The following is a 24,247-nucleotide window of genomic DNA, read 5'->3' as shown; positions in this document are numbered from 1 at the left end:
CGCTTTCATGCGGCGCCTTATTTTTCCTAACTTTCCCCTCTTAACGATTGCAACATGACACCCTTGATTACTTCCACCCGCGTGGGCAAAATAGCCAACTACGTTTGCGGCCGCTGGCAAACGGGCACCGGCGATGGCGAGCTGCTGCTCGATGCCGTAACCTCCGAGCCCATCGCCCTTGCCGATACCGAAGGCATTGATACGGAAGCGGCACTGCATTGGGCCCGCACGGTGGGCAATCCTGCCCTGCGCAAACTCACTTTTCACGAACGGGGCCGCAGGCTGAAAGCACTGGCGCTGCACCTGCAAAGCAAAAAAGAAAGCTTTTACCAACTCTCCTACCACACGGGTGCTACCCGAGGGGATAGCTGGATCGATATTGAAGGCGGCATCGGCAACCTGTTTGCCAACGCATCCCTACGCCGCAAGCTGCCCGACCTGCCCTATTGCACCGATGGCGACCCCGTCGCTTTGGGCAAAGGGGGCACTTTTATGGCCCACCACCTGCTGGTGCCCCGCGAAGGCGTGGCGGTGCACATCAACGCCTATAATTTTCCCGTATGGGGTATGCTGGAAAAATGCGCCGTCAACTGGCTGGCGGGCATGCCTGCAGTGGTGAAGCCATCGCCATATGGCTCCTATTTGGCGCAGGCCGTGGCCAAAGAAATTATTGACAGCGGCATATTGCCCGATGGCGCTTTGCAAATTCTTTGCGGTGCACCCGGCAGTTTGCTCGATGGCGTAACCGCACAGGATGTGGTTACGTTTACCGGCTCGCACCAAACCGGAATTGGGTTAAAAACACATCCGCGCATCGTGCAGGAAAGCGTGCCTTTTACCATGGAAGCCGATTCGCTCAATGCGTTAATATTGGGACAAAACGCCGGTCCCGGAACTGCGGAGTGGGATCTTTTTATTAAAGAAGTGCGCAGGGAAATAACATCAAAAGCCGGACAAAAATGTACCGCGGTGCGCCGCATATTTGTGCCCGAGCATTTGCTGGAAGCGGCATCCGCGGCGCTACGGCAGGCGCTGGCGCAAACCACCATTGGCAACCCGCACAACGAAAAGGTGCGGATGGGTGCACTGGCAGGCTTGGCACAAAGGGAGCGGCTGCGCCAAAATGTGCAGCGGCTACTGGCCACATCGGGGATTATTTATGGCTCGCTGGACAGTGTGGAACTGTTGGATGCCGACCCGAAGCAGGGCGCATTTATTTCGCCGCTGCTGCTGCTGAACGAACACCCGCTGGAAAGTAAAGCCGTGCATGAAGTGGAATGTTTTGGCCCTGTAAGTACATTAATGCCTTATAAAGATTTGGACGAAGCCATTGCACTGAGCAAAATGGGCAAGGGCTCGCTGTGCTGCTCTATTGTTACGGCCGATAACCGCGAGGCTACCGATTTTGTGGTAGGCGCCGCCACACACCACGGCCGCATACTGGTGCTCAATGGGGAATGTGCGGCGGAAAGCACCGGCCACGGTTCGCCGCTGCCCATGCTGGTGCATGGCGGCCCCGGCAGGGCTGGCGGTGGCGAGGAAATGGGCGGCCTGCGGGGCGTAAAACATTACCTGCAACGGGTGGCGGTGCAGGGTTCGCCCAACGTGCTGACGGCCATTACCGGCACTTATCAAACCGGTGCACGGGGCAATGTGGGCAGCGAACACCTTTTCCGCAAATATTTTGAGGACCTGTCAGTGGGCGACCAGCTGATCACCCAACAGCGCACCATCACCGCCGATGATATTGACCGCTTTGCCGATCTGAGCGGTGATCATTTTTATGCACACCAACGCGACACGGATTTTAGCGGCACCATGTTCGAAGGGCAGGTGGCGCATGGCTATTTTATACTCAGTGCCGCTGCAGGCTTGTTCGTTGATGGCCCTGACCCGGGACCGGTGCTGCTGAATTATGGCATCGACGAATTGCGTTTTACCAAACCTGTTTACCCCGGCGCAGCCATCCGGGTGCGGTTTACCTGTAAAGAAAAGCTGCCGCAAGACAACCGCGAGGAAGGCGAAATACCCCGGGGAATTGTAAAATGGCTGGTGGAGGTGCTGGACGAAACCGGCGAACACGTGGCGGCGGGCACCATTCTAACGATGGTACGCAAACGCAGTTAGCCCAGTTGGTGCGGCACAGCCTTTTTATTTTTAAATAGATAGCCGCACAACCTTGTGGCTCCGCTTATTGTTGCCTAATTTAAACCCAGCGTATCAAAACGAAAACTTGCGCCATATGATCCCCGATTTTGACAACGGATATGTAACCTCCGAAACCCACCAGGGAATTACCACCATCGAATTTTTTCACCCGCAGGGCAACTCGCTGCCGCGCCGCCTGCTCGATGGGCTGGCGCATGAAATACATGCCTGTGGCGGAGATGCAGCAACAAAAGTTATTGTGTTGCGGTCGGGGGGCGAAAAAGCGTTTTGTGCCGGGGCATCGTTCAGCGAGCTCTCGGCCATCACCGATGCGCAAAAAGGTTTCCAATTTTTCAGCGGTTTTGCCCATGTCATTAATGCCATTCGCAGCATTTCCAAACTGGTCATTGCACGGGTTCATGGCCGCTGCGTGGGTGGCGGCGTGGGGCTGGCGGCGGCGGCCGATTATGCCATTGCCGTAGACGGCGCCGATGTGCGGCTAAGCGAGCTAGCCATTGGCATCGGGCCGTTTGTAATTGGGCCGGCGGTGGAACGGAAAATTGGAACTTCGGCTTTTGCACAACTGGCCATTGACGCTACCATGTGGCGCAACAGCGACTGGGCTAAAAAGAAAGGCTTGTTTGCCGAAGTGCACCCCACCGTGGAGGGCATGGACGAATCCATCAGCAGGCTGGCCAACCAGTTGGCGCAAAGTAATCCCGAAGCCATGGCTGAAATGAAAAAAATGTTTTGGAGCGGCACCGAGCACTGGAACGAACTATTGCCGCAGCGGGCCGAGATCAGTGGCCGGCTGGTGTTGAGCCGGTTTACACAGGAGGCCATCAATAAGTTGCGGGTAAAAGCGTAAATAAAGAGCGCCAATTCGTTGCAGTGTTTGCCGCTTTTAGATACATATACTGTTCTTGTAAATGAACACAATAATGTTTAGAAGTTTAGTGGTTTAGAAGTTTATTGCGATGCCCAACCCAATTGTATCATCTACACTTCTAAATCCCTAAACTTCTAACCATGTACGCAATAATTATTTTTATCAGCAGCCTTCGGCATAGGCCACCCAAAAACCGACGACCTTGCCCCCTTCCAGCTCAAACACGATCATGGCCGGTGTGTCATCGCCATAGAGCATGATGGTGGATTTTCCTTTGATCTTGGCACCGCTTTCCGCATCATACTCCGGCGCCAGTTGCAGCATATAATTTTCGTAGGTGCTTACAATTTTTAGCTTATCGTCGCCCATTCCCACACCGGAGCGGGTTTTGAGTTGGCTATTACGGCTGTGCACGGCATACACCACAATGGCGCTTTTATCCCTTTCATCTACACTTTTATTCAACACCAGCTGGTAGTCAACACCTGCCAGTTGCACCTGCACTGTGTCGGGCTCCCACTCCGATTGCAACAGGTTTTTTAACTGCACCGGCGCAGGCAGCAGCTTGTCGAGTGCCTCTTTTTTCATGCCCAGCTTGATGGCACCGATGCCCGCCAGCGACACCACCGGCTGTGACTGCTGGCCCCAAGCCGTTGTTTGTAATAAAATGCCGAGAAAGATAAAGAAGCGGTTCATCTTTGCCACCAATTTAGGCGGGAAAAATAATGGAGCAGTTTGATAAAAGCAATTACGAAGCGCTGGTGCAACAGCTTTGCAGCATCGACGAGGATCTGAGGAGGATTGTGGAAGAGTATGGCATGCCACCGCTCTGGACGCGGCCCAACACATTTGCCACACTGGTGCTCACTATTTTAGAGCAGCAGGTTTCGCTGCAGGCGGCATTTGCGGCATACACCAAACTGGAGGCCGCCATCGGCGAGCCCACGCCGGAAAAAATCCTGGCCATGAGCGATGCAGAAATGCGGGAATGTTATTTTACCCGACAAAAAACGGGTTATGTGCGGGGCCTGGCCACTGCCATTTACAGCGGCCAGATGGTGTTGTCGCAATTTGAAACGATGCCCGATGAGCAGGTGCGACATGAGTTGACCAAGCTTAAAGGTATTGGGCCCTGGACGGCAGATATTTACCTGCTGCATGCCCTGCGCCGCACCGATATTTTCCCGCTGGGCGACCTGGCCCTGGTGCTGGCCCTGCGGGAAATAAAAGGCTTGGATAAATCCGTTTCAAAGGAGACGATGCTGGAGCTTGCCGAGCCCTGGCGTCCTTACCGGTCGGTGGCAACGATGATGCTGTGGCATTATTACCTGAGCAGGCGGAAGAGTAAGGTGGCGCTGCGGTAAGGTGGGATGAATGGGCAAAGGTGAATAGAGGTTCCGTGAAACGTCAAACGTGAAATGTTTAAGGCCGGCTTTTTTCGGTTAGAATAAATAACAAACCTGTAGATGATGCAACATAGCCCAGTCACCATTCACCGTCGACGTTTGACTTTTCACGTTTCCCTTAAAACCTATAGGCTGCAGAAAACCCAGCGTAGATATTGTTGGCGAATTTGGAGCCTTGGGTTTCGCGGATATAGCGCCATTGGTAATTGATGGAGCGAACCAATGACAATTGGGCGTTGAACAGGAAATTGCCCCGCACCCAACTTTTGGTGCCGTTCAGCGATAGATCCACCCAGTGCACATCAAACTTTCTGGAGGGTGCAAAATTTTGCAGCGTAAAATCATTGTGCCGCACTACCCGCTCCAAGTACAGCCCTGTTTTAGCAACACCTTTCCACCGGCTGATGCCCAGCGTTTGGCTGCTGCCTCCGGGTCCAATGCCTGCACCGAGCACCTGCCCCCGATGTGTATAACCATGCCGCACCTGGTAGTGTGTGTACCAGCCTTCCAGTGCCCGCACATAGCCGGTGGCCGGGTTCTGCAGGTGGGTCATTTCGCCAAACAATTCCCATTGCTTTCCTTTGGTACCCGTAAATATTTTTCGGCCACCCAGCGTGTAAGCACGGGTATGTTCCGGTTCCCCTACGAGGTCCACTAAATCCAACGCATGGTCGTTACGGCCCCATTCCACGTAAAACTCGGCTTTGCTTTCGGGCAGCAGCAGGCGTGCAAAAAGGGAAAATAACTGGTCGCGGCCATATCGGTCTTCATCCCGCACTTTCTTTTTAAAAAAGCCGCCTACCAGTGGCAGGTATCCATCCAGCGTATTGGACACGTCGTTGCTGTATTGATAAAACATCCGGCTTACACCCAGAAACAAGCCTTTGGTCCAACGGGGTTGCCAGGTGAGCACCGCGCCATTAATGTACCGGTCGCCATCTGCCGGCTTGGGCTGGTACAGCCGGGTGCCTTCAAATGTGCGGCCTGTATCGGGCGGCAATATGTTGGTGGCACGCAGCCTTCCGGCAATTATTTGCCCTTCAAACGAACCAATCCGTGTGATAACCGGTGTGGTAGTATTGAATGTGGCATGCAAAAAACCCGGTGCGTTGTTGCTCATCAGCAGTGCGTTCCGGATGCCCGGTCCCCACCAAAGGTTTTCGGTGGAAAGGCCAGCGGAAAATTTACCAAAATGCACCCGCAGCGCCGATTGACCCGCAAAAGCTTTGGCATAGCTGCCGCTGCCATAGCGTTCCGGGTTGTCGATGCGGTTAAGAAAATAGTAATAGTTGCGCCAGGTGCTGTCGGTATGCGAAGTGGGAAAGGTTGCGAACGATGCGTTTTGCGCCCATACCAGTTCGGGTTGCAGCTGCAGGCTAACGCGGCCCCAACGGGCATATATGCCGGCCGAGGCTTTTAGCTGGTAGCCTTTTGCCTGGATCATGGCGCCGTCGTTCCAGCCGTATGGATGGTGGGTGTTGATTTGCTGGCCAAGGCTTGTTGGCAACAAACGAAGGGACAGTTTACCTTTTTGTAGCGGAACATGATGTGCCAATCCATCGGGGTAATAAAGCGAATCGAAAGGCATCAGACTGTTCGCGATAATTGGCCGAACCATAAAGGAAAGATTGGAATCAAGCCGGCCATCGAGTTGGTTACGCCGCAGCGCCTCCTCGAGTAAGGGTGTTCCAACGGGCAGGGATTGGCTATGAACAAATGAACCTGCCAGAAGCAGGTTCAGTAACAACAATTTCTTCATGTCGATAAGGGTCAGGGAATCAGAATGCGTTCTTTTCCCCTTTGATCATGTTCGTCAGGGTTTGTACAACAATTTGCAGGTCGAGCCAGAAGGTCCAATTTTCAATGTACCAAACATCATGCTCCACTCTTTTTTCCATCAGGTAAGGCACACGGGTTTCGCCCCGGAAGCCATTTACCTGCGCCCAACCGGTGATGCCGGGTTTTACCCAATGGCGCATCATATAACGGTTAACGCTGTTTTTAGAAGCCATGTTCAGTGGCACCGGGTGTGGCCGAGGGCCTACCACCGACATCGAGCCGAGCAGTACATTGAAGAACTGTGGCAGTTCGTCGAGGTTGGTCTTGCGTAAAAATGCGCCCACCCTAGTGACCCTCGGATCGTTTTTGCAGGCCTGCAGGTAATTGCCCTGTTCATCCAGATCGCGGCTGCAGCTTTGCATGGAGCGAAATTTCAAGCAGGTGATGACTTTATTATTCAGCCCCCAGCGCTCCTGCCGGAAAAATACGGGGCCTTTGGAACTGAGCTTGATGGCTATAGCAATGATGGGCAGTAACCAGGGAAACACACACACAATAACAAGTAGTGAAAAAACAACGTCGAAAATGCGCTTGACGATTTTATTGTCGATAACGTCCAGTGGCAACGACCGCAGGGTAATGATGGGCATGTTGACACCTACCTGCTCTACATGCATGCGGCCACTGTTGTAGCGTTGGTAGCTGGGAATGATGCGGATGCGCTTGCCTTCTTTTTCGCCGATGGAAACAATGCGTTCGATCTGGCTTTCTTCGCCGGCTGGAAGGGCTACTACAATATCGTCAAGCTCGTGTTTGGCAAGTACTTTATCGAGTTCTGTTGTTTTGCCTAAATATTTCCCGTTTAATGTGGGTTGGGCTTCTTCATCTACAAAACCGGTGAGTTTGTAACCGAAATGGCGGTTTTTGATGCATTGCTTGTAAAAATCCTGGCCGGCGTCGCCAGCACCTACTATCAGTACTTTGCGAACGTTTTGCTCTGTGTTATTTAATTTTTTCAACGTGAGCCGTATGACAAGCTTTTGTAGTGGAAACACAAAAAAAACGATACAACTAATCCAAAGAAGTTCTTTCCGGTGAAAGGGATACTGCTGTAAAAACTGAAGTAAAATAAAAGAAGTAATTAGTGTATAAAGCAATGTGGCCTTGATAAAAGCGACTAGCTCAACGGAAAAGGCCCGCGACCTGAAATCGACATACAGCCCCATTGTACGGGCTGAAACAAACCAACAGGTTAGATTTAATAAAAGGATAAGCAGGTTGTAGGCTGAAAAAAAATGGAAGCCGCTTCCCATGAGCTTATGCTCCACAAATAATGTGATTAAGGATAGCGCCACCACATCAGCCAATATCCTCAAATGAGTGGACTGGTCAGATACTCTTTGCATAGGATGATGTCAATTTTTAGTTTTGGTTCGGTTGAACAATGGTAATCCTTAACAGAATACAATCATCTTCTTTAAATAGGCCGTCGATATCAATTTTCCCAAAAAGCAGATTCAAAAGGCAATCTACATCTCCACCAGCACTTAAACAACACAATTTCCTTGCGAATATAGTAATGCTTAGCCGTAAACCTAATATTCAGTGGATTGACTGATAGGTAGTTAAAATCGTTGCACGCTTTGGAACTTTTTTTTTATTAATCTTCTTCCGCCTTCCAGGGAGGATATATTCATTAAACCCACTCTTTTCAGCTTAAAACCACGACTTGGCCCATTTTGCGATTACCACTCCGAAAAAGTATGGCAATTCCACCACGTATCTTTTCCAAACTTTCCTAGGTTGTACAAAAAATCGCCACAACCACTCAAAGCCGTTGTCGGTCATCATTCGCGGGCCCCGCTTTTCTTCGCCAACATACCAGCGAAATAATGCGCCGGTGGCAAGGACAGCATTGACTCCTAAATATGCTTGGTTTTCCGCAGCCCATATTTCCTGTATGGGCATTCCCATTCCCGTAACAAGCAAATGCGTACCAGAAGCGTTAATTGTTTCAACCAGTTGCCTGTTGCTCTTTCCGGATTTGTCAAAAAAGCCATGGTGGTATCCTACTATTCTTAACTTAGGATGGCGCTGTTGTACACAATCTACAAACCGCTTACCTACAGGTTCTTCATCGCCTAAAAAGTAAATGCTAAACCCATTGATGGCACATTCCTCAAATAACCTATCAATCCAGTCTGGCGGGGTCATTCGCTCACCAATATCTACCCTCAATATTTTCGCCGCCAATTTTACACCAAACCCATCGCAAAAAACAATATCAGAATGATTGAGCACTTTCCGGAAAACGTCATTGCTGAAGCTCAGGAAAAATGCGTGAACATTTACATTGTTGATTAAAGCAGGGGCAGTTCTTTTTTCTCCTAGGAAGCCAGTGATGGCATAGATGGTTTCGTCCAAAGTAATCTGAGAAATATCGATATCTAATAATCTAGTTTTTTTTATTTCCATTCGCTCATACAGTTACTGTTCGCTTTTAAATCTCAGCTCGGTTTAAATGCTTTTTAGTTTAAAGTTTCAATATCATACTCTGGCAATTTGCCTGTCTCTCTTTAATGTGCGATACACCAATTCCACCTGGTTCACAATTTCGGTACTGTTGTATTTTTCCCTAACCGAATAATTTAGTGCATTGCCAAGATTAACCCTTTCCTCACGATTATTGTATAGGTATTGAATGGCTTCGGTTAACTTTTTTGGCGATTCTGGGGGTATCAAAATCCCGGTTTTTCCCTGTTGAATAGTTTCGACCAGGCCGCCCACATTAGTTGCTATCACCGGTTTTGAAAAAGCAGAGGCCTCAATAGCTACCAGTCCTGCTGACTCCAGGCGCGAAGGCACCACTACCAAATCTGCAATACTATAAATCAGTTCAACTTCCTTTACTTCATTCAAAAAGCTAACTTTTAGCTCATGCTTTTCAACGTAGTTTTTTAAATGCTCCTTTTCAGGGCCGTTGCCAACCAATAGCAGTTTGATGGGTAGATGTTGCAGGTGGCGGATTGCCTGCACCAATAGGTCGAAGCCCTTTTCTTGATGGAGCCGTCCCACACCACAAATAACAAAATCGCCTTGGGTAATGCCCAACGCTGTCTTCATCTCATTTACCTTATCAGTTGATGGCTCCTTAAGCGTCCGGGGTATGTTTCTAATCAGTTCAATTCGATCTTTAGAAATGGAAAAATCGCAGGTCAACATTTCAACAATAGCATTACTTACTGCAAACAACTTATCCGACCTGAAACTAAGCAGCTTTTTCCCGCCTACCAACGCATGAACAGTAGCAACTGTTGGCACCTTGCTACCTAACAGCGCAAACTTTACAAGCATCTCCGGCAAACGATGGTGCGAATGAACTAAATCAACCTGCTTTTCTGTAACCGTTTTCCTAATGATTCGAATTATTTCCAGCAAATCCCCCAACCTTTTCTTTTCTGGCAAAATGGGCATGGGAACGATTTCAATTCCTAAGGCTTCCACCGCGGAAATCATCGTACCCCCTGGTGCACCAATAATAATCCGGTAACCTCTGCTTACCAATTCTGCTGAAAGGGAATGAATACTACGTGAAATACCGCAGCAAAAATTATATTCGATAGTAAGAAATAGAATGGTCATTTTTTCAGAAGTGAATTATCCTAAATAGGCAAAACTGAGGTTTGCTAATGGTGCTAGTTTACGCCCCTTTTAAACCCATTAAGGTGCCTTTGACAAGGACAATTTCTGCTCGCCACTGTCTTTGTTAAACGCTGCAGTACCTGCTTCTCCTACATGGTTTAAGCTATCCATCTTTGCCAAAATCATTCGAGACAAAGAAACATGCGATTTAATCCTTGGGAAAATCTCCTGCGTCATTAAATTCCTGGCATGAATTGAAAGCTTGGAACGAAGGCCTTCATCATTTAGCAGCAATGAAATCTTGTTGGCCAGATCATCGACATTGCCAGGTTCTGCAAACAAACAATGCTCTTTGTCTTTAGCAAGAAATGGTATACCGCCCACAGGCGTCAAAATGGTTGGCACTCCTAAAGTAAAGCTTTCGTATGCTACCCGCGGAAAACCTTCACTATAAGAAGGCAGAACAAATATTGTTGCAGTAGCAAGTTGTTCCTTTAATTGGCTCTGCTGTTTTATTTGACCGCAAAAAGTTACCAGATGGCTTATACCATTTATCTCAGCCAAATGAACTAGTTCGCCCAATGCCTGACCCGAACCAATTATTTTCAATTTGTAACCTGTTAGTTGTCGTTTATTTACCAATTGCACAAATGCTTTCAATAGATCAACTACCCCTTTTGCATGCCGCAACTCTCCACAAAAGGTGATACATTTTTCATGGCCCTGCATTGAAATATTCAAATCACTTTCCTGCACGTTTAACATGGGCGGCGTTAAAAATACCTTTCCAGTATTTTTATAATCGTGATGGTACTCGTATGAAGATGTTATAACATAGTCCGACCTATTTATTGCATAAATCACCAATTTATCTACTAATATTGCCGCCAGCTTTTTTATTGTTCGTTTGATATTGCCCTTTCTTTTTTCTACAGACTGCTCTCTTCCATAATGTCCGCCAATATAAATACCTAACGTACTAGCTCTTCGAAAAAGGGTTAAAATTAAAATACTCCAAACACCGACGGGAGATGGAAGAAAAATGAAATAGTTTCCTCTCTTAAAACAAAAGCGGGTAAGTTTTATAAAAAGAAGAATGTTGTTTAGCAGAAATTGAAATAATCCCGTATCAGTTGAGTTCCCGCGGGAAAGCGTAAAGTTAATTTTATCGGATAACGGCTGCTCAAATGAAAAATCGAATCCTGGATCACCTGGTAATATATAACCAGCGAAAACGCTAAGTGTGCCGGTCTTAGACTCGGCAGCAAGCTCATTATAAAACTTTGCGTAGTTTTTCAGACCGAATACCTTTCGTTCTGCCGACAAAGAGAAGTTGCCAATAAATACGGATCGAATGTCGCCCATAAAGCAGATCTCTATAATTTATTATTGTACATGTAAACACGAAAGGTCCTTTACAAATCAGTTTGCTACAATTTCAACCAATTTGCACAGAACGCTCAGTTAACTTTCGCTTTTGGTGAAAATAAGCAGCCAGATACATGGTTGGGAACATTAAAACTGATACGCTCCAATTAGAATAAGGAGTGAAAAATCCCTGATATATTATTATGATCAAGGTGAAATAAAATGCAAATTGAAGGTTTCTTTCGAGCCGGTCTTGTGTTTGAAATTGCCAAACTCCCCGTATAATTGAAAAGAAAACGCAAATAAAAACTAAGAAACCTAATATACCATACTCAGCCAATAAAGAGCTCCATGTATTCGTTCGAAATAAATAACCTGCATTATTGACGTTATCAAGCGAAAATTCAAGTTCAAATAATTTAGAATGAACCGAACCTTTTCCCTCCATTACATTCCTGCTGGCAGCAATCCAGCCATATTCTCCTGCTCCTAAACCAAACAAGAACGAATAAGAAGATTCTTGAATTTCATGAAATGCCATTGGCCAAGCAATTACAGGCCCAATATTTTCGATTCCAAACATGTCATACATGGCTTGAGCCCTTACCCACAATTCACCCCCATCTTTGTTCTCGATATACTTAAACGCTCCGAAGCTTATTAGAAAAATACAAAGAATGATGCCGATCTTACCTAGAATTTTTTGTCTACCTAAAAGATTCTCTATATATAAAAGCAGGAAAATAAGCAAAGTAAGAGCGATGACTTTTTCATTGCTTGGAAAAAACGAAATCAACAGCAATGTAAAAGAAAGCGCAAAGAAGATTTTCTTTCTGCTTCTCAAATAGTCGTAAAAAAGCGTAGCTGAAAAAATCAATAATACATTGCAAAATAAATGGGCATCTTCAAATATGCCGGCATAATGGTCTTCGTGAAACCCCTTAGGTAATTGCAAGAACAGAAATGCAAGTATATTAAGTAGGAGAACAATACTAAAAAATTTTACAATAAAAATAATTTCATTCCTACTCGCAACTTGTCCCTGTACTACTATCGTAAATAATAAAAAAGGCGCTGCTCTTATATATATATCCTGAACTCCATCTATACTTAAATTCCCACTAAAAAATAAATTGAAAATTGCCAAGAGTATGTATATAACAGTCCCAATACTAATTAGCCACACCCTTTTGCACATTCTTGTGGTAAATGCAAGGAAAAAAAGAAAATTCAAAAATACTAGCTCAACTATCCTGACTACACGTGGAATCGGAAATAAATGTACAATTTGATAATTCATTACCCCTTCCAACATTCGGGAATTACTATACATGACAACCCAAAATGTTACAAGAAACAGAAGTACTTTTCGCATTGTAATTTTAGAAAATCTCATTGCCCTAGTTTCCTTCTGCTGCTGAAATCCAATATTATTGTTACAGCCGCCATCACTTTTATACTTCTATTGCTTTGCATCCCGCTTCACTATCCTTTTCACCCGAAAAAATGGGTAACTACAACTTTTCAGAAATAACCGACCCCTCAATACGAAATTTTGTTCGACGAATATTCGATAAAAATGAAAATGACTTTCTGATTTCTGTTGGAAATATTAATGATGCAATTAGTAGCATAATTACTACTAGGATAATAGCCTTTAATATTATATCTAAATATAAGTTTTCATTGATACTGAATTTAACAAATAGCAGTGACAATCCTAAAAAAACAAGGAAAGATGAACCGTCTTTAGCAAAGTGAAAATCTATTTTGTAAAATCGCTTTGAGAAATAGTACCCGGAAATTATTATGAATAAATGCCCTATAAGAGAGGCGTTTACAGCACCATATTGCAAGTAACTTGGTGTCAACAAAAAATTTAACAATAGGACAATGCTAAATCCAATAACTAATGTTATGGTACTTAAAAATGATTTTTTAGCATAGTTTATTCCAAGATTACTAAAATTAATTAAGCTAAGAGGTATGGCAGAAAACAAAAGAAATGGTAATATTTTTTCCGCGCCATTAAACTTGTCTCCACCTAAAATTTGCACAATGAAGGGAGATAGTACTACAATAAAACAAGCGAATGCACTAATAAAAAACGTATAAACAGTCTGCAATTTAGCAAAGAAAACAGGAGCGTTTTCCTTTTTCCAGATGCTGAATGCCAGTGGGCCAAACGACATATCAAATGCAGTTGTTATTAATGCCAAAAAAGTAGCTAAACGGATAGAAAAATTATAAACGCCATAAGAGTCGTCATTGAGGTAATGGGTTAAAAAAAATCGGTCGATGTAAGCTCGTGACAAGCCAAATACATATACAAGCATCCATGGGAAACCATACTTCAACAAAACACCAAGAAGATGGCTGTCAAAAAAAAAGCGGATATAGTCCCGGGCTAGTACTGTTGAAACAATTACAACAATAAGTTGGCCTACGAAGATGGTTTGAAAGATGTAGATGAAGCTGATTCTCTTTGCAAATACAAGTGGCAAAAGAAGAAAAAGTACAGTACCAATAATATTTGTAAGAAACTTTAATTTCTGTTTTTTCCATTTGAACCATGCCATAAAAAAGTTGTTCAACACTATGCATGGAATAATGAACAACACATATGGCAAAGAAGCAGCGTAACTTTGAGGAATGTTGATTAAACTTATCACCGTGTCAGGATAAAACGAACATGCTCCTGCAAAGAGTACACTTGCCAGTAAAAGACAAAAAAAACTTACAGAAAAGAGTTTTCGGTGGTAATCTCTATCTTCAGAATCAAATATAAATCTGGCCACTGAGCTATCCAGCCCAAGTACAAATACCCCACCGGCTATACTATAAAAAATTACAAAATTGGAATAGTATCCATATTCCGCCAGATTTAAGGCATGCGCAATTAATGGTAAAACGATGATTTGCAAAAAACGCGATACACCAAACCCAATACCATATACAAGTGAATCCTTCAACAGGGACCTCACCCAACTCATCATAAATTCAATTTAGAAGTTTTCAAGGACTTTATAAGTAAATGGTGTTGCTACCTAACCATACCAAATTAAAGTGGAATTTAGTTATAGTCACTTGCATCAGTTTTTCCTTTTGAAAAAAGATAACAATATGAGCCGCTTACTTATAAATGCTTCCGTCTATTTTTCCCAAGCTTGGTTATAATTAGCCTGCACACATCTTATTAACTTGTTTGAGTTTTAAATCACATAACGTTGAATCATTTCATAAAAGCTGGTCCCTAATTATCTTCTAAACATTGCTTTATCTGCATAATGGCTTAAAAATTACAAACGAAAGCAATCTTACTACCATATTTTTTGAACTCAACGCTTCGCTGAATTGCTGCACGACAGAAAGGAGTTAATGTTAATGCCTGTAAATCAAAAGTGAAGCTCGATCTTCATATAATACCTTACCTGATATAGGGATAGAAACATATTTTTTATCAATTACACAATAATTTACACTATAATAGTACATGACCCTTTCGATATAACTATCCTTAATAATTGTAAAGTTTGGCATAACCTCATCCAAATCAAAGTCTGCTATTTTCTCCTGAGTTGGGTAGTAGTATACCATTTTAAAATTATGAGGCAGATAAAATTTCATCCAATCTTGGTTATTTGAAAAAAGCCGCACTTCTTTATCTAAAGCATGTTGTTGTATTGCATTTACAACTGAACTGGTATCTGAAAAAACTCTGTTTGAGGCTCTAGAAATTCCTTTTATAAACATTAGGAGTTGGAAAATTGAAAAAGCACTCACGATAATTGCATAGATCATTAATGCTCTTTCGCCACCCCATTTGAATAACACACTAGAACCAACCAATAAAATAAAAGGGTTGATGATCTCAAGATATCTTTCAGGTTCGCCGAGAAATCTTGTTCCTCTAAATGAAGTAATTATAAAACACACAATTCCCGCTATAATGAATGCTAATAAAACTTTAAGCTGACTACTTGATAACAATGATGATGTGTAAAAACTATCTCGTGTAGTTGCGGTTTCAATAAAAATGATAGGCAACAACGGCAAATAGATTAATGCTTGTATAATCGGGTTTGCAAGGATGTAGTATAGCTGGGCTCCTATAGAGCGATCTTTCTTATTCCAAAATCCATAAATAAAATCACCCCACACGCTTTCCCTACTTTGTAATAATAATTTTTTTGCAAGAACATTCTTATATATAAGAAGATACCTGTATCTATTTTTAAAAAATCGGACTGCATAACCCTGACAAATGATAAGAAAAAGGAGAGTAGAAATAATTAATAGTATGGCCATCCAATTGTACCCTTGTATTAAAAGCAAAATACCAAATCCAACAAAAGCCTGTTGAGCAAACAGGTTACTTCCCCAGATCAAAAAACCGCAGACTAACGCTATTCCGAACCAACCTACATTGAAACCATACAACTCCAGATTGAATACTGACCATGAAAGGAGAAAAAACAAAAAAAGACCGAATCCTCTTGCTGAAAGTCCGTATAGTCTCGAATTACTTCCCAAAAAGTATATGGGCGTGAAAAGAAAAGCTATGTAAATAATATCTGCATATGATGAATAATTAGTGCTGCGTAAGGCTACGTAAAAACTTATTCCTAATGCTACTGAAAGAGTACTGTTTAATAATACTGCGACGTATTTGATTGCAGAATCAGGAAACCAGGATAATAGCCAAAAAAAGAACTGCGGATCTGTTGGCTCCGACTTATTTAAAAAGCTATCAAAGCTTTTGATCATTTTATGGCCATTGTTTCTTATGGCTTGGATATAAAATACATAAAAATGATTATCACTACCAATCCTTGATAACCGTGTGGATATAAAAACAAGTATGATCGCGTAAAAAAAAGTAGTAATGAAAAAGATAGTACTCATAGTATTTACGCTAAAGCTGAAGCCAGTTTTATCTTATCCGGAAAGTTCACCAATACGCCCATCCCTTTTTGTTGATACACCACCATACTTCCCAAACAAACTGCTGAAGCATTACCCTTTTTTACCACCTCACTGATGTGCGCCAAGGAACCAGCGCCTCCGTTTGCAATAACTGGCACCGTAACGGCGTCAGCAACCTTTTTGGTAAGATCTACATCAAATCCGCTCCAGGTACCATCCTTATCCATAGATGTAAGCAAAATTTCGCCAGCACCTGCCGATTCTAACTTTTTAGCCCAAGTCACAACATCCATATCGATTTTATCTACGCCATCATTTATGTATACTTGATACTTTCCTAAGAAATTTTTTTTCACATCTATAGAACCTACAACTGCCTGCGCCCCGAAATGCCCGGACAATTTTGTGATCAAATCTGTTTGCCTCCATGCCTGGGTATTGATCACCAGCTTTTCAAAGCCAATGGACATGATTCTTTTTGCAGCTTCAAAATCTTTCAGTCCGCCACCATAAGATAAAGGCATAAAGCATTCGTTGGCAATTTGTTGCAGCATTTCAAACGGAGGCTGTCGATTTTCCTGTGATGCTCTAATATCCAAAAAGCAAAGTTCATCTACTTCAAGCTCATTGAAAATCCTCACTGTATTTATGGGGTCGCCAATGTAAGAAGGATTCTTGAACTTTATAGTTTTCACCAGGCCTTCACCGATCAACTGCAGGCAGGGGATAACTCTTGTTTTCAGCATGACTATAACTGGGCAAAGTTTTGAAGTAATTTCATTCCGAACTTGTGACTTTTTTCGGGATGAAACTGGGCCCCATAAATATTATTTTGTTGAATAACGGAATGAAAGCTGATTCCGTAATGCGTAGTTGTCAGCACGTTGAAAGGGTCCATGCATTGTACGTGGTAGGAATGCACAAAATAAAAACGCGGATCTTCAGGAAGGTTATCAATAAGTGGGCTTAGATTCTGAGTGTGCACCAGGTTCCAACCCATGTGCGGCACTTTCAATCTAGCATCGCTCAATTTGAACCGGATTGTTTTAGCGTTTATCCATCCCAAGCCACGCCGTACACCCTCTTCGCTGGAATTAGTTAATAATTGCATACCCAAACAAATTCCCAGTATCGGAATCTTTTCTTCTAGTGCTTTTTGATTTAGCACCGGCAAAAATCCAGCATTTTCAATCCGCTCCATAGCGGCATCAAATGCGCCCACTCCAGGCAATAAGATTTTCTTTGCCTGGCTGATTTTTTTAAGATCACTGGTAACTTCGGAAGCTACTTTAATGCGTTTGAACATGTTCTGGATGGAGCCCAGATTACCCATGCCATAATCTATAATTGTTATCATTGCTTAACCGGGAAACAATATTTCATGTAAAAGCTTCGGGGCACCAGGTTTGATTTCATCAACAGATAAAAGAATGGGCGTAACAGCTCGAAACGCTTTTTATAAGTGGGAAACTCAAACCAGTATTTTGGCGGTCGCTGCATGATGGTATCAAACTCTGCATCGCTAAAGCAGAGCCGCTTTTTAAAATAAGCCAGCAGTTCATCCTCCAGGTAAGGTGGCTTGTTGTAGTATTCATCAATGGCTTCTTCACGGCTCATCTGCCCACTGCGAACCGATGCTGCCAAGGAATTGTTACGGTAGTCCACATGAAACTTTGTGGGGAAATAGTAACTGTGGTTGAAAGCTGTCATGCGGTTTTCCAAATGATGGCCGCCGTAATATTGCCAGCCGAATTCTTTTTCCAGAAACGCTTTGGCTTCCTCCTTACTGTATTGAATGTACCAGAGCGGACGAATTTTTTGAATACGCTTGAGCGTTGTCCACTTGATGAACTTCGAAAAGGTCATTAATGGATAGGTTTTCATTGGCAGTTTGCCAAACTTCTTATGAATCGACTGGATGTATTTGCCGTCGAAATAATTTTTACCAAGGGGGGAGATGCCTTCTGCAATAAATGAATGCCCTTCAAGGACATACTTTACACCAAACTTTGATGCTGCACGGTACATTGTTTCGGCCAGCGCCAGGTCGGTAGATGCTTCAATTTCAGGCACATCGGCCAGGAAAAAAGACCGAAAGATATCGTCGGCTTCCTTGTTGTTTACTACATGTGTAAAGAGCGGAACATTCAGTTTACCCAGAACCTTACGGATGTTTTCAGTGGCAATGGCCGTATTCCAGGTATTGTCATAGTGAACTGCCAGCGGACGCAAGCCGTTCTGAATGGCCCAATACACCATGTAAGAGGAATCGGTACCGCCGCTTACCCCAATGATACAATCATACTGCTTTCCTTTCCCGTCAGCCTTTATTTTGGCAATGATCTCCTGGATCTTCTGCTCGCCTTCCGGCATTCCGGTCTTGTATTCAGCGATTAACCCATCCACCATATGGCAGTAGTTGCAAACGCCGTTTTCGTCAAAACTGATTGCCGGTACAGACTCATCATATATACAACGGCTGCAAATCTGCCTTCCATTTATTTTAAGCACACGGGAATCCTTCTTTGCTGTTGCTGTAGTTGACATTGTTATTTTTTTAGAAACCGGCCGGAGTAACAAGCTTCCTCTGCATGGAAAAAACTTACATCCATGTGGTTATCCATAATCATTTTCAAAAACTCCTCTTTGCTGAAGCGTTTGGCATTACTGGGTGCATACCAATCATAGTTGGTACTTTTACAAAGGTCAAAACCCCAGTCGTCCCGCCAAAAACATTTGAGGAAATTCCAATAGATGAATCGTTGGATATCATACTTACCTCCTTTAATCCCAAGCAACGGAATATCAGGAGATTCAAATTCAATATTCAATTCACTTAGTCGCTTTCCTAATTCCGTCAGTTGCTCAGAAAACTTCCACATTTCGTCATTACTAATGTCATGTGTAGCCTTTCGGAAATAATCGTCGATCAATTCTCTGGGCAAAGCTTTTTTGGAATAAACGTAACACGCAAACTCACCACCTAATGAAGTAATATCGGATAAATGCGCAAAAGTTTGTTCCGGTATTTCTGTATGCATGATTACTTGGTCGCATACTACAAAGTCGATACTGCGTGTTTTTAATCCTGTTTTAGCTATATCGCCCTTTAGAAAGTAGAGGTTGGATAAATGTGAGAAGTTTTTTGCAGCAAGATCCAACGCTTCTGAAATATCGATACCTATAACAATAGCCTGTGGTGCCAGTTTGGCAAACCATGCTGCTTTGTAGCCCAACCCACAGCCCGTATCAATGATAAATTTCTTATTGGACAAATAGTTTTTTAATGATTCTTCAGAATCGAATCCGTACAGCCTCAAGAACCAGTCAAATTGAAATTCATAAAGCTTCTCGACATTACTATATTGCTCAACTTCAGTCCATTTATCACTAAATATTTTCTCTGTTTGTGCCTGGTTTGATGCTTCAATGTCTTCCTCGTTATGCGAAACGATTTTGTTGCCGTTTACCCGCACATTATTTTCGAAAAGTTCTTCTATTTGATACATAAAACTAATTGAGCAACCTGGCAGGAGAACCACCTATTTTACTTCCTGCCAAAAAAGATTTATTGACAAAGCTATTAGCCCCAATGATACAGCCATCGCCTATTTGCACGCCTTTAGCCACAACCACATGTGGACCCACATAACAATTGCTGCCAATTGTTGTCGGTGCATATTCATATTTTTCCACACCACCGCTTACAGCCCACTGCACACTATTATGCGAATAAATTTGTACACCCGCCGAAATGCTGCAGTTATCTCCGATTGTTAACCCTCCAGATCCATCTAAAACTGTAAATGGCCCTATCCAGGTATTTTTTCCAACTTTTACATTCCCAAAAATGCAACAGCTATCATAAACAGAAGTGCCCTCACCATACCCCAGCGCTTTTGCTCTTTCCCACCTGTCAAAAAACAAATCCATGGAGGGAAGCGACCTTACATGTTGCTCTCTCATGGCATCTTCAAATGATTTTCTCAAGAGTTGAAATAATCCGAAAAATTTTTCCAGTTCCTGATCATTCAGTTTTGATATGATTTCTGCTCGGTTCATGACACCCTCTCTCCATTAATAAAGATGCGGCACCACCATTCAAAATTCATTAAACTCCACAACAACAAACGGTGATTGATTTTTTTGTTGATATGCTCGTCTACAATATGTTCAACATACTTTGCACTAATAAATTCCGAGCTCACCGTTCTTTTGTTCAGCAAAAGATTCTTCATATAGTTTGCATTCTCACCACGGTACCAGCTTTCGTCCGGTGCTGAGAAGCCCTGCTTTTTTCGATTTACGATTTTCTCGGGCAGGATCGACTCCATAGCCCTGCGCAGCACATTTTTCCCATCATCGTACTCTGTGTACATCTTCTTTTTGTCCCGGTAGTCATTCTCATCAATCTTTTTCATCAGTTCCAGATTACCCAACTTATGTTTCACGGGTATACTTTGAGCAAAATTTACCAGATCGTTATCCAAAAACGGGAATCGTTCTTCTAATCCATGTGCCATGGAAAGCTTGTCACCAACCAGCAGCAGGCCTGGCAAAAATGTTTTGATCTCGAAATAAAGTGAGTTGTTGATGTGCTGTTCCGGAGTATCGTATTGCAGCTTTTCATTAAAGAGAAAAACCTTTTCGAAAATCTCCCTTGGTTCTTTGGCATTTACCTGCTTCCATATAGGTTCGGTAAAAAGTTTTGATTTGTCCTGCTCTGGCACCAAGCGCTGCCAAAAAGAATAATACTGGTTGAAGAAATCCTGTTGAGATAATGATTTGAATATCCGGTAATATCTCCATGGATATCCACCAAACAATTCATCGCCACCCGTTCCTTGTAAACATACTTTCACAAATTTGGAAGCAAGCCTTGAAATGTAATAGTTTGGATAGGACATTCCAACCCGCAAGTCTTCCAAATGCCATACCAGCCGTGGCAACGACCAGCTTAGATCACCGGCATTCATTACCTGTTCATAATGTTCTGACTTGATGAAATTAGCTGTAAGTTCAGCGTCTCTTCTTTCATCATAATTTGCTTCAATGCCGGTTACTTCACTCATGTCAAAGCCACAAGTAAAGGTATGGAGGCGGTTAATGTGCTTGGAAGCCATTACAGCAATAGAACCTGAATCCATGCCTCCAGATAAATAGCTGCCTACAGGTACGTCGGCCACCATTTGTTTGGCAACTGCATTCGCAAATAAACGCTGCGTTTCGTTCTTAGCATCTTCAAACGAAATGCCCTGGTCCGGAGCCGAAAAATCGTAATCCCACCAGGAATGGTGTTGTACAACAGAGGTAGATGTGTTGACACAAACGGTATTCGCCTGTGGCAGCATGTAAACGCCATCAAATAACGTTCGATAGGTAAATAAGTTTTGAAAAGTGAAATACTCATTCAGCGCATCGATATTTACACTCATGCTGAATGACTGCTGCGTAAAAAATGATTTGATCTCGGAAGCAAAAAGAAAGGTGCCGTTCTTTAAATAGTAATATAAGGGCTTCACACCAAACCGGTCGCGGCTTAACCACAACTCCTTTGTGCTGGTATTCCAGGCGCCAACAGCAAACATGCCATCAAGCATTTCGAAAAACTTGGGACCATATGCTGCCAGGCCTTCACAAATCACCTCCGTATCACCGGTGGAAATAAATTCGTGCCCCTTTGATTGCAGATTCATCCGGAGTTCACGAAAATTGTAAATGCATCCATTGAAGACAACAATCCATTCGCCATTTTTTGATGGCATGGGCTGGCACCCTTTTGGTGAAGTGTCTAATATGGCTAAACGACGATGACCTAATCCAATGTTTTCGTGAACAAAAACATCTTCACCATCAGGGCCACGGTGAGCCAATGCTCTTGTCATTAGCTTGATGTCGTTATTACCAACAGGCTTACCGCTCAAATGAAAGATACCAGCAATACCACACACAGTCTATAAAGATTTTAAAGCGGCAATAATGTAATCGAAATCTTCCTTTATCATTTTGTTATGCAAAGGAATTGCCATGGAGTATTGATCAGCGGCAAAAGCGCCAGGAAAATCCTGTGGTTTAAATCCATATTTATTTGCGTACACATCCAGCATGTGCACCGCATGTGTACCGGGACGGGTAGCTATTCCTTTTTGTTGCAACACTTCCATAATATCGTTGCGCTTCATCGGGGCTTTGGCCTCGTCTACAAAAGTTACATAGCTCTGCCAGCCATGCTTATATCCTTCCGGAACCATAGGTGTACGGAGCCAATCAATATCAGACAATTGCTCAGAATAATATTGCGCCCAGCTATTTCTTTCATCAATAAAACGCTGGAGTTTTCTTAATTGAACGGTTGCCACAGCGCCCTGAAGGTCAGTCATACGGTAATTGTACCCAACCATTTCAAAAGCAGGAAGTATGTAGGGCTTTGGGCCGTGGTGGCGCTGCTCTTCAGAAATAGAGGCGCCATGATTACGCAGTTTGTCTAAATATTCGCTAACCTGACTGTTATTAGTGGTTAGCATGCCGCCCTCGCCACAAGTAACAGACTTCCGCGGATGAAAAGAAAAACAACCTACATCGCCTAAGCTTCCGGCAGGCTTGCCACGCAAGGCAGCACCTGCAGCGCATGCCCCATCTTCTACGATTTTTAGTTGCGGAAAGGCCTCTTTGATATAATCAACATCAGCACACAAACCAAACAAATGCACCGGGATGATGGCCTTTGTTTTGGACGTGATCCTTTCGCCTATTTGTTGCACATCGATATTAAAAGTAACAGGATCGATATCCACAAAAACCGGTGTGGCATTGCAGTACAGTACTGCATTGGCAGTGGCAACCCAGGTAAAAGCGGGCACGATCACTTCATCACCTGCTTCAACTCCGCAAGCCAATAAACCTAAATGCAAAGCAGTGGTACAGTTGGAAACAGCCAATGCATGGTTTACATTATGCAATGCTGCAAAAAGCGTTTCCAGTTCCTTTACTTTAGGTCCTTGTGTGAGCCATCCCTTTTCGATTGGCTCCTTTACTGCCAGCCATTCTTCTTCTCCCATAGAAGGGATTGCAATAGGAATGTTTCTTTTTTCAACGATAGTGGAAATCATATACTTTATTTATAGCCTCCGTTATCTCTCCAGTCAATTAACCGTTGAAGGCCGGTTTCAAGATCAAATTTATATTCAAATCCCAGGTCCTTTTTTGCTTTCACCGGCGACCCGATGCGGTTTTTTACCAATGCCCTTGCATCATCTGCACTATAAGGTTTGTAGCTGACAACCAGATCAGAGTTTTTTAAACGTAAAATAGTATCACACAAATCCCTGATTGAAGTTTGCACACCAGTACCTACATTATAAAAGCCAAATTGCGTATCACTTGTTATCGCCGCAACGTTGCACCTTGCTACGTCTTCTACATAAATAAAATCGTAAGCCTGGGTACCATCACCGTTAATTACAGGGGCTTCATTTGCATCGATCTTATTCAGCATAATGGGTACTACACCAGTATACGCTGCCGTTTGGTCCTGTCCGGGCCCGTACACATTCATGTACCGTAAACCAACTACCTGCAAACCATATCGGTCGTTGAATGCAGTGCACATTGCTTCCCCTGCTATTTTAGTGGCACCATAAAAGTTTTTGTTGTTGTAAGGATGTTCCTCCGTCATTGGTATTTGCACGGCGTCACCATAAACAGATGCAGAAGAAGAGTAAACAAGCTTTTTGATTTTGTTCTTTACGCAAGCTTCCAGTACATTAAAAGTACCTTCGATGTTTACATGAAATGCCGTACGTGGAAAGTCCTTGCAGTGCAATAGCCACATGGCGGATAGATGGAATACATAATCAACACCTTGCATTGCGTTATCCAACAGGTCGGTTTCCCGGATATCACCCCCATTTTCAAATAGATGGCAACGACTGTCCTGCAAACTGTCTGCAATATTTTCCATTTTGCCCCGGGCAAAATTGTCGTAAATCACTACTTCGCGAACATCATGCTTTAGCAATTCCCGCACAACAAAGCTGCCGATAAAGCCGGCTCCACCGATAACTAAAATTTTACTGTCTTTTAATTCCAT

20 protein-coding genes are annotated in these 24,247 nt (G+C 43.5%); 3 read left to right on the top strand and 17 right to left on the bottom strand.

Going from position 1 to position 24,247, the window contains the following annotated elements:
* Window positions 1–54 precede the first annotated feature (54 nt).
* The gene (gene paaZ, locus DRJ53_RS06075; protein ID WP_241558469.1) at window positions 55–2,127 is read left to right on the top strand and encodes a phenylacetic acid degradation bifunctional protein PaaZ; all 2,073 of its coding nucleotides are present in this window, start codon (window positions 55–57) and stop codon (window positions 2,125–2,127) included.
* Window positions 2,128–2,242: 115 nt separating this feature from the next.
* Window positions 2,243–3,016 (top strand): enoyl-CoA hydratase/isomerase family protein, encoded by a 774-nt coding sequence (locus DRJ53_RS06070; protein ID WP_114234777.1) that lies wholly within the window; start codon window positions 2,243–2,245, stop codon window positions 3,014–3,016.
* A 183-nt stretch (window positions 3,017–3,199) separates the two neighbouring features.
* On the opposite strand, the gene DRJ53_RS06065 is transcribed toward DRJ53_RS06070, so the two are convergent.
* Window positions 3,200–3,733: a hypothetical protein gene (locus tag DRJ53_RS06065; RefSeq protein WP_114234698.1), complete on the bottom strand. Its 534-nt coding sequence runs from the start codon at window positions 3,731–3,733 to the stop codon at window positions 3,200–3,202.
* 29 nt (window positions 3,734–3,762) lie between these two features.
* Between DRJ53_RS06065 and DRJ53_RS06060 the strand changes: the two genes are divergently transcribed.
* Window positions 3,763–4,401, top strand: coding sequence for a DNA-3-methyladenine glycosylase family protein (locus DRJ53_RS06060; protein WP_114234697.1), 639 nt, complete (start codon window positions 3,763–3,765; stop codon window positions 4,399–4,401).
* 160 nt (window positions 4,402–4,561) lie between these two features.
* On the opposite strand, the gene DRJ53_RS06055 is transcribed toward DRJ53_RS06060, so the two are convergent.
* From DRJ53_RS06055 to DRJ53_RS05980, 16 genes are all read right to left on the bottom strand, one after another.
* Window positions 4,562–6,202, bottom strand: a complete 1,641-nt coding sequence (locus DRJ53_RS06055; RefSeq protein ID WP_114234696.1) for a capsule assembly Wzi family protein — start codon at window positions 6,200–6,202, stop codon at window positions 4,562–4,564.
* A gap of 19 nt (window positions 6,203–6,221) precedes the next feature.
* Entirely contained in the window at window positions 6,222–7,628 is a 1,407-nt protein-coding gene (locus DRJ53_RS06050; RefSeq protein ID WP_114234695.1) for an undecaprenyl-phosphate glucose phosphotransferase, read from the bottom strand.
* Between the two features lie 310 nt (window positions 7,629–7,938).
* The gene (locus DRJ53_RS06045) at window positions 7,939–8,697 is read right to left on the bottom strand and encodes a WecB/TagA/CpsF family glycosyltransferase (protein ID WP_114234694.1); all 759 of its coding nucleotides are present in this window, start codon (window positions 8,695–8,697) and stop codon (window positions 7,939–7,941) included.
* 72 nt (window positions 8,698–8,769) lie between these two features.
* Window positions 8,770–9,864: a glycosyltransferase family 4 protein gene (locus DRJ53_RS06040; RefSeq protein ID WP_114234693.1), complete on the bottom strand. Its 1,095-nt coding sequence runs from the start codon at window positions 9,862–9,864 to the stop codon at window positions 8,770–8,772.
* Window positions 9,865–9,942: 78 nt separating this feature from the next.
* On the bottom strand, window positions 9,943–11,229 hold the full coding sequence (locus DRJ53_RS06035; protein ID WP_114234692.1) for a glycosyltransferase: 1,287 nt from the start codon (window positions 11,227–11,229) through the stop codon (window positions 9,943–9,945).
* A gap of 73 nt (window positions 11,230–11,302) precedes the next feature.
* The gene (locus DRJ53_RS06030) at window positions 11,303–12,628 is read right to left on the bottom strand and encodes a hypothetical protein (protein WP_123893389.1); all 1,326 of its coding nucleotides are present in this window, start codon (window positions 12,626–12,628) and stop codon (window positions 11,303–11,305) included.
* Window positions 12,629–12,746: 118 nt separating this feature from the next.
* Window positions 12,747–14,228 carry a lipopolysaccharide biosynthesis protein gene (locus DRJ53_RS06025; protein ID WP_114234690.1) on the bottom strand — a complete coding sequence of 494 codons (1,482 nt, stop codon included), beginning with the start codon at window positions 14,226–14,228 and terminating at the stop codon, window positions 12,747–12,749.
* A 385-nt stretch (window positions 14,229–14,613) separates the two neighbouring features.
* Window positions 14,614–15,999 (bottom strand): hypothetical protein, encoded by a 1,386-nt coding sequence (locus DRJ53_RS06020; protein WP_114234689.1) that lies wholly within the window; start codon window positions 15,997–15,999, stop codon window positions 14,614–14,616.
* 143 nt (window positions 16,000–16,142) lie between these two features.
* The gene (locus tag DRJ53_RS06015; protein ID WP_114234688.1) at window positions 16,143–16,904 is read right to left on the bottom strand and encodes an AglZ/HisF2 family acetamidino modification protein; all 762 of its coding nucleotides are present in this window, start codon (window positions 16,902–16,904) and stop codon (window positions 16,143–16,145) included.
* 2 nt (window positions 16,905–16,906) lie between these two features.
* Window positions 16,907–17,515, bottom strand: coding sequence for an imidazole glycerol phosphate synthase subunit HisH (hisH, locus tag DRJ53_RS06010; RefSeq protein ID WP_114234687.1), 609 nt, complete (start codon window positions 17,513–17,515; stop codon window positions 16,907–16,909).
* Entirely contained in the window at window positions 17,512–18,705 is a 1,194-nt protein-coding gene (locus DRJ53_RS06005) for an N-acetyl sugar amidotransferase (protein ID WP_114234686.1), read from the bottom strand. The genes hisH and DRJ53_RS06005 overlap by 4 nt, the downstream gene beginning before the upstream one ends.
* Window positions 18,706–18,707: 2 nt before the next feature.
* Window positions 18,708–19,667: a class I SAM-dependent methyltransferase gene (locus DRJ53_RS06000; RefSeq protein ID WP_114234685.1), complete on the bottom strand. Its 960-nt coding sequence runs from the start codon at window positions 19,665–19,667 to the stop codon at window positions 18,708–18,710.
* Window positions 19,668–19,671: 4 nt separating this feature from the next.
* A complete protein-coding gene (locus tag DRJ53_RS05995) occupies window positions 19,672–20,220 on the bottom strand; it encodes an acyltransferase (protein WP_114234684.1) in 549 nt (182 codons plus the stop codon).
* Window positions 20,217–22,109 (bottom strand): asparagine synthase (glutamine-hydrolyzing), encoded by a 1,893-nt coding sequence (gene asnB / locus DRJ53_RS05990; RefSeq protein WP_114234683.1) that lies wholly within the window; start codon window positions 22,107–22,109, stop codon window positions 20,217–20,219. Before asnB ends, DRJ53_RS05995 begins: the two co-directional genes overlap by 4 nt.
* Window positions 22,110–22,112: 3 nt before the next feature.
* A complete protein-coding gene (locus tag DRJ53_RS05985) occupies window positions 22,113–23,267 on the bottom strand; it encodes a DegT/DnrJ/EryC1/StrS family aminotransferase (protein WP_114234682.1) in 1,155 nt (384 codons plus the stop codon).
* 5 nt (window positions 23,268–23,272) lie between these two features.
* Window positions 23,273–24,247, bottom strand: a complete 975-nt coding sequence (locus DRJ53_RS05980; protein WP_114234681.1) for an NAD-dependent epimerase/dehydratase family protein — start codon at window positions 24,245–24,247, stop codon at window positions 23,273–23,275.

Origin of the sequence: Paracnuella aquatica (genome assembly GCF_003332885.2) — a bacterium.
GTDB lineage: Bacteria > Bacteroidota > Bacteroidia > Chitinophagales > Chitinophagaceae > Flavisolibacter > Flavisolibacter aquaticus.
This window is presented reverse-complemented; position numbering and strand designations above follow the sequence as displayed.

Excerpts from the sequence above, each read along its gene's own strand:
- paaZ (WP_241558469.1), top strand. The coding sequence starts at position 55 with ATGACACCCTTGATTACTTCCACCCGCGTGGGCAAAATAGCCAACTAC.
- DRJ53_RS06070 (WP_114234777.1), top strand. The coding sequence starts at position 2,243 with ATGATCCCCGATTTTGACAACGGATATGTAACCTCCGAAACCCACCAG.
- DRJ53_RS06065 (WP_114234698.1), bottom strand. The coding sequence starts at position 3,733 with ATGAACCGCTTCTTTATCTTTCTCGGCATTTTATTACAAACAACGGCT.
- DRJ53_RS06060 (WP_114234697.1), top strand. The coding sequence starts at position 3,763 with ATGGAGCAGTTTGATAAAAGCAATTACGAAGCGCTGGTGCAACAGCTT.
- DRJ53_RS06055 (WP_114234696.1), bottom strand. The coding sequence starts at position 6,202 with ATGAAGAAATTGTTGTTACTGAACCTGCTTCTGGCAGGTTCATTTGTT.
- DRJ53_RS06050 (WP_114234695.1), bottom strand. The coding sequence starts at position 7,628 with ATGCAAAGAGTATCTGACCAGTCCACTCATTTGAGGATATTGGCTGAT.
- DRJ53_RS06045 (WP_114234694.1), bottom strand. The coding sequence starts at position 8,697 with ATGGAAATAAAAAAAACTAGATTATTAGATATCGATATTTCTCAGATT.
- DRJ53_RS06040 (WP_114234693.1), bottom strand. The coding sequence starts at position 9,864 with ATGACCATTCTATTTCTTACTATCGAATATAATTTTTGCTGCGGTATT.
- DRJ53_RS06035 (WP_114234692.1), bottom strand. The coding sequence starts at position 11,229 with ATGGGCGACATTCGATCCGTATTTATTGGCAACTTCTCTTTGTCGGCA.
- DRJ53_RS06030 (WP_123893389.1), bottom strand. The coding sequence starts at position 12,628 with ATGAGATTTTCTAAAATTACAATGCGAAAAGTACTTCTGTTTCTTGTA.
- DRJ53_RS06025 (WP_114234690.1), bottom strand. The coding sequence starts at position 14,228 with ATGATGAGTTGGGTGAGGTCCCTGTTGAAGGATTCACTTGTATATGGT.
- DRJ53_RS06020 (WP_114234689.1), bottom strand. The coding sequence starts at position 15,999 with ATGATCAAAAGCTTTGATAGCTTTTTAAATAAGTCGGAGCCAACAGAT.
- DRJ53_RS06015 (WP_114234688.1), bottom strand. The coding sequence starts at position 16,904 with ATGCTGAAAACAAGAGTTATCCCCTGCCTGCAGTTGATCGGTGAAGGC.
- hisH (WP_114234687.1), bottom strand. The coding sequence starts at position 17,515 with ATGATAACAATTATAGATTATGGCATGGGTAATCTGGGCTCCATCCAG.
- DRJ53_RS06005 (WP_114234686.1), bottom strand. The coding sequence starts at position 18,705 with ATGTCAACTACAGCAACAGCAAAGAAGGATTCCCGTGTGCTTAAAATA.
- DRJ53_RS06000 (WP_114234685.1), bottom strand. The coding sequence starts at position 19,667 with ATGTATCAAATAGAAGAACTTTTCGAAAATAATGTGCGGGTAAACGGC.
- DRJ53_RS05995 (WP_114234684.1), bottom strand. The coding sequence starts at position 20,220 with ATGAACCGAGCAGAAATCATATCAAAACTGAATGATCAGGAACTGGAA.
- DRJ53_RS05985 (WP_114234682.1), bottom strand. The coding sequence starts at position 23,267 with ATGATTTCCACTATCGTTGAAAAAAGAAACATTCCTATTGCAATCCCT.
- DRJ53_RS05980 (WP_114234681.1), bottom strand. The coding sequence starts at position 24,247 with ATGGAATTAAAAGACAGTAAAATTTTAGTTATCGGTGGAGCCGGCTTT.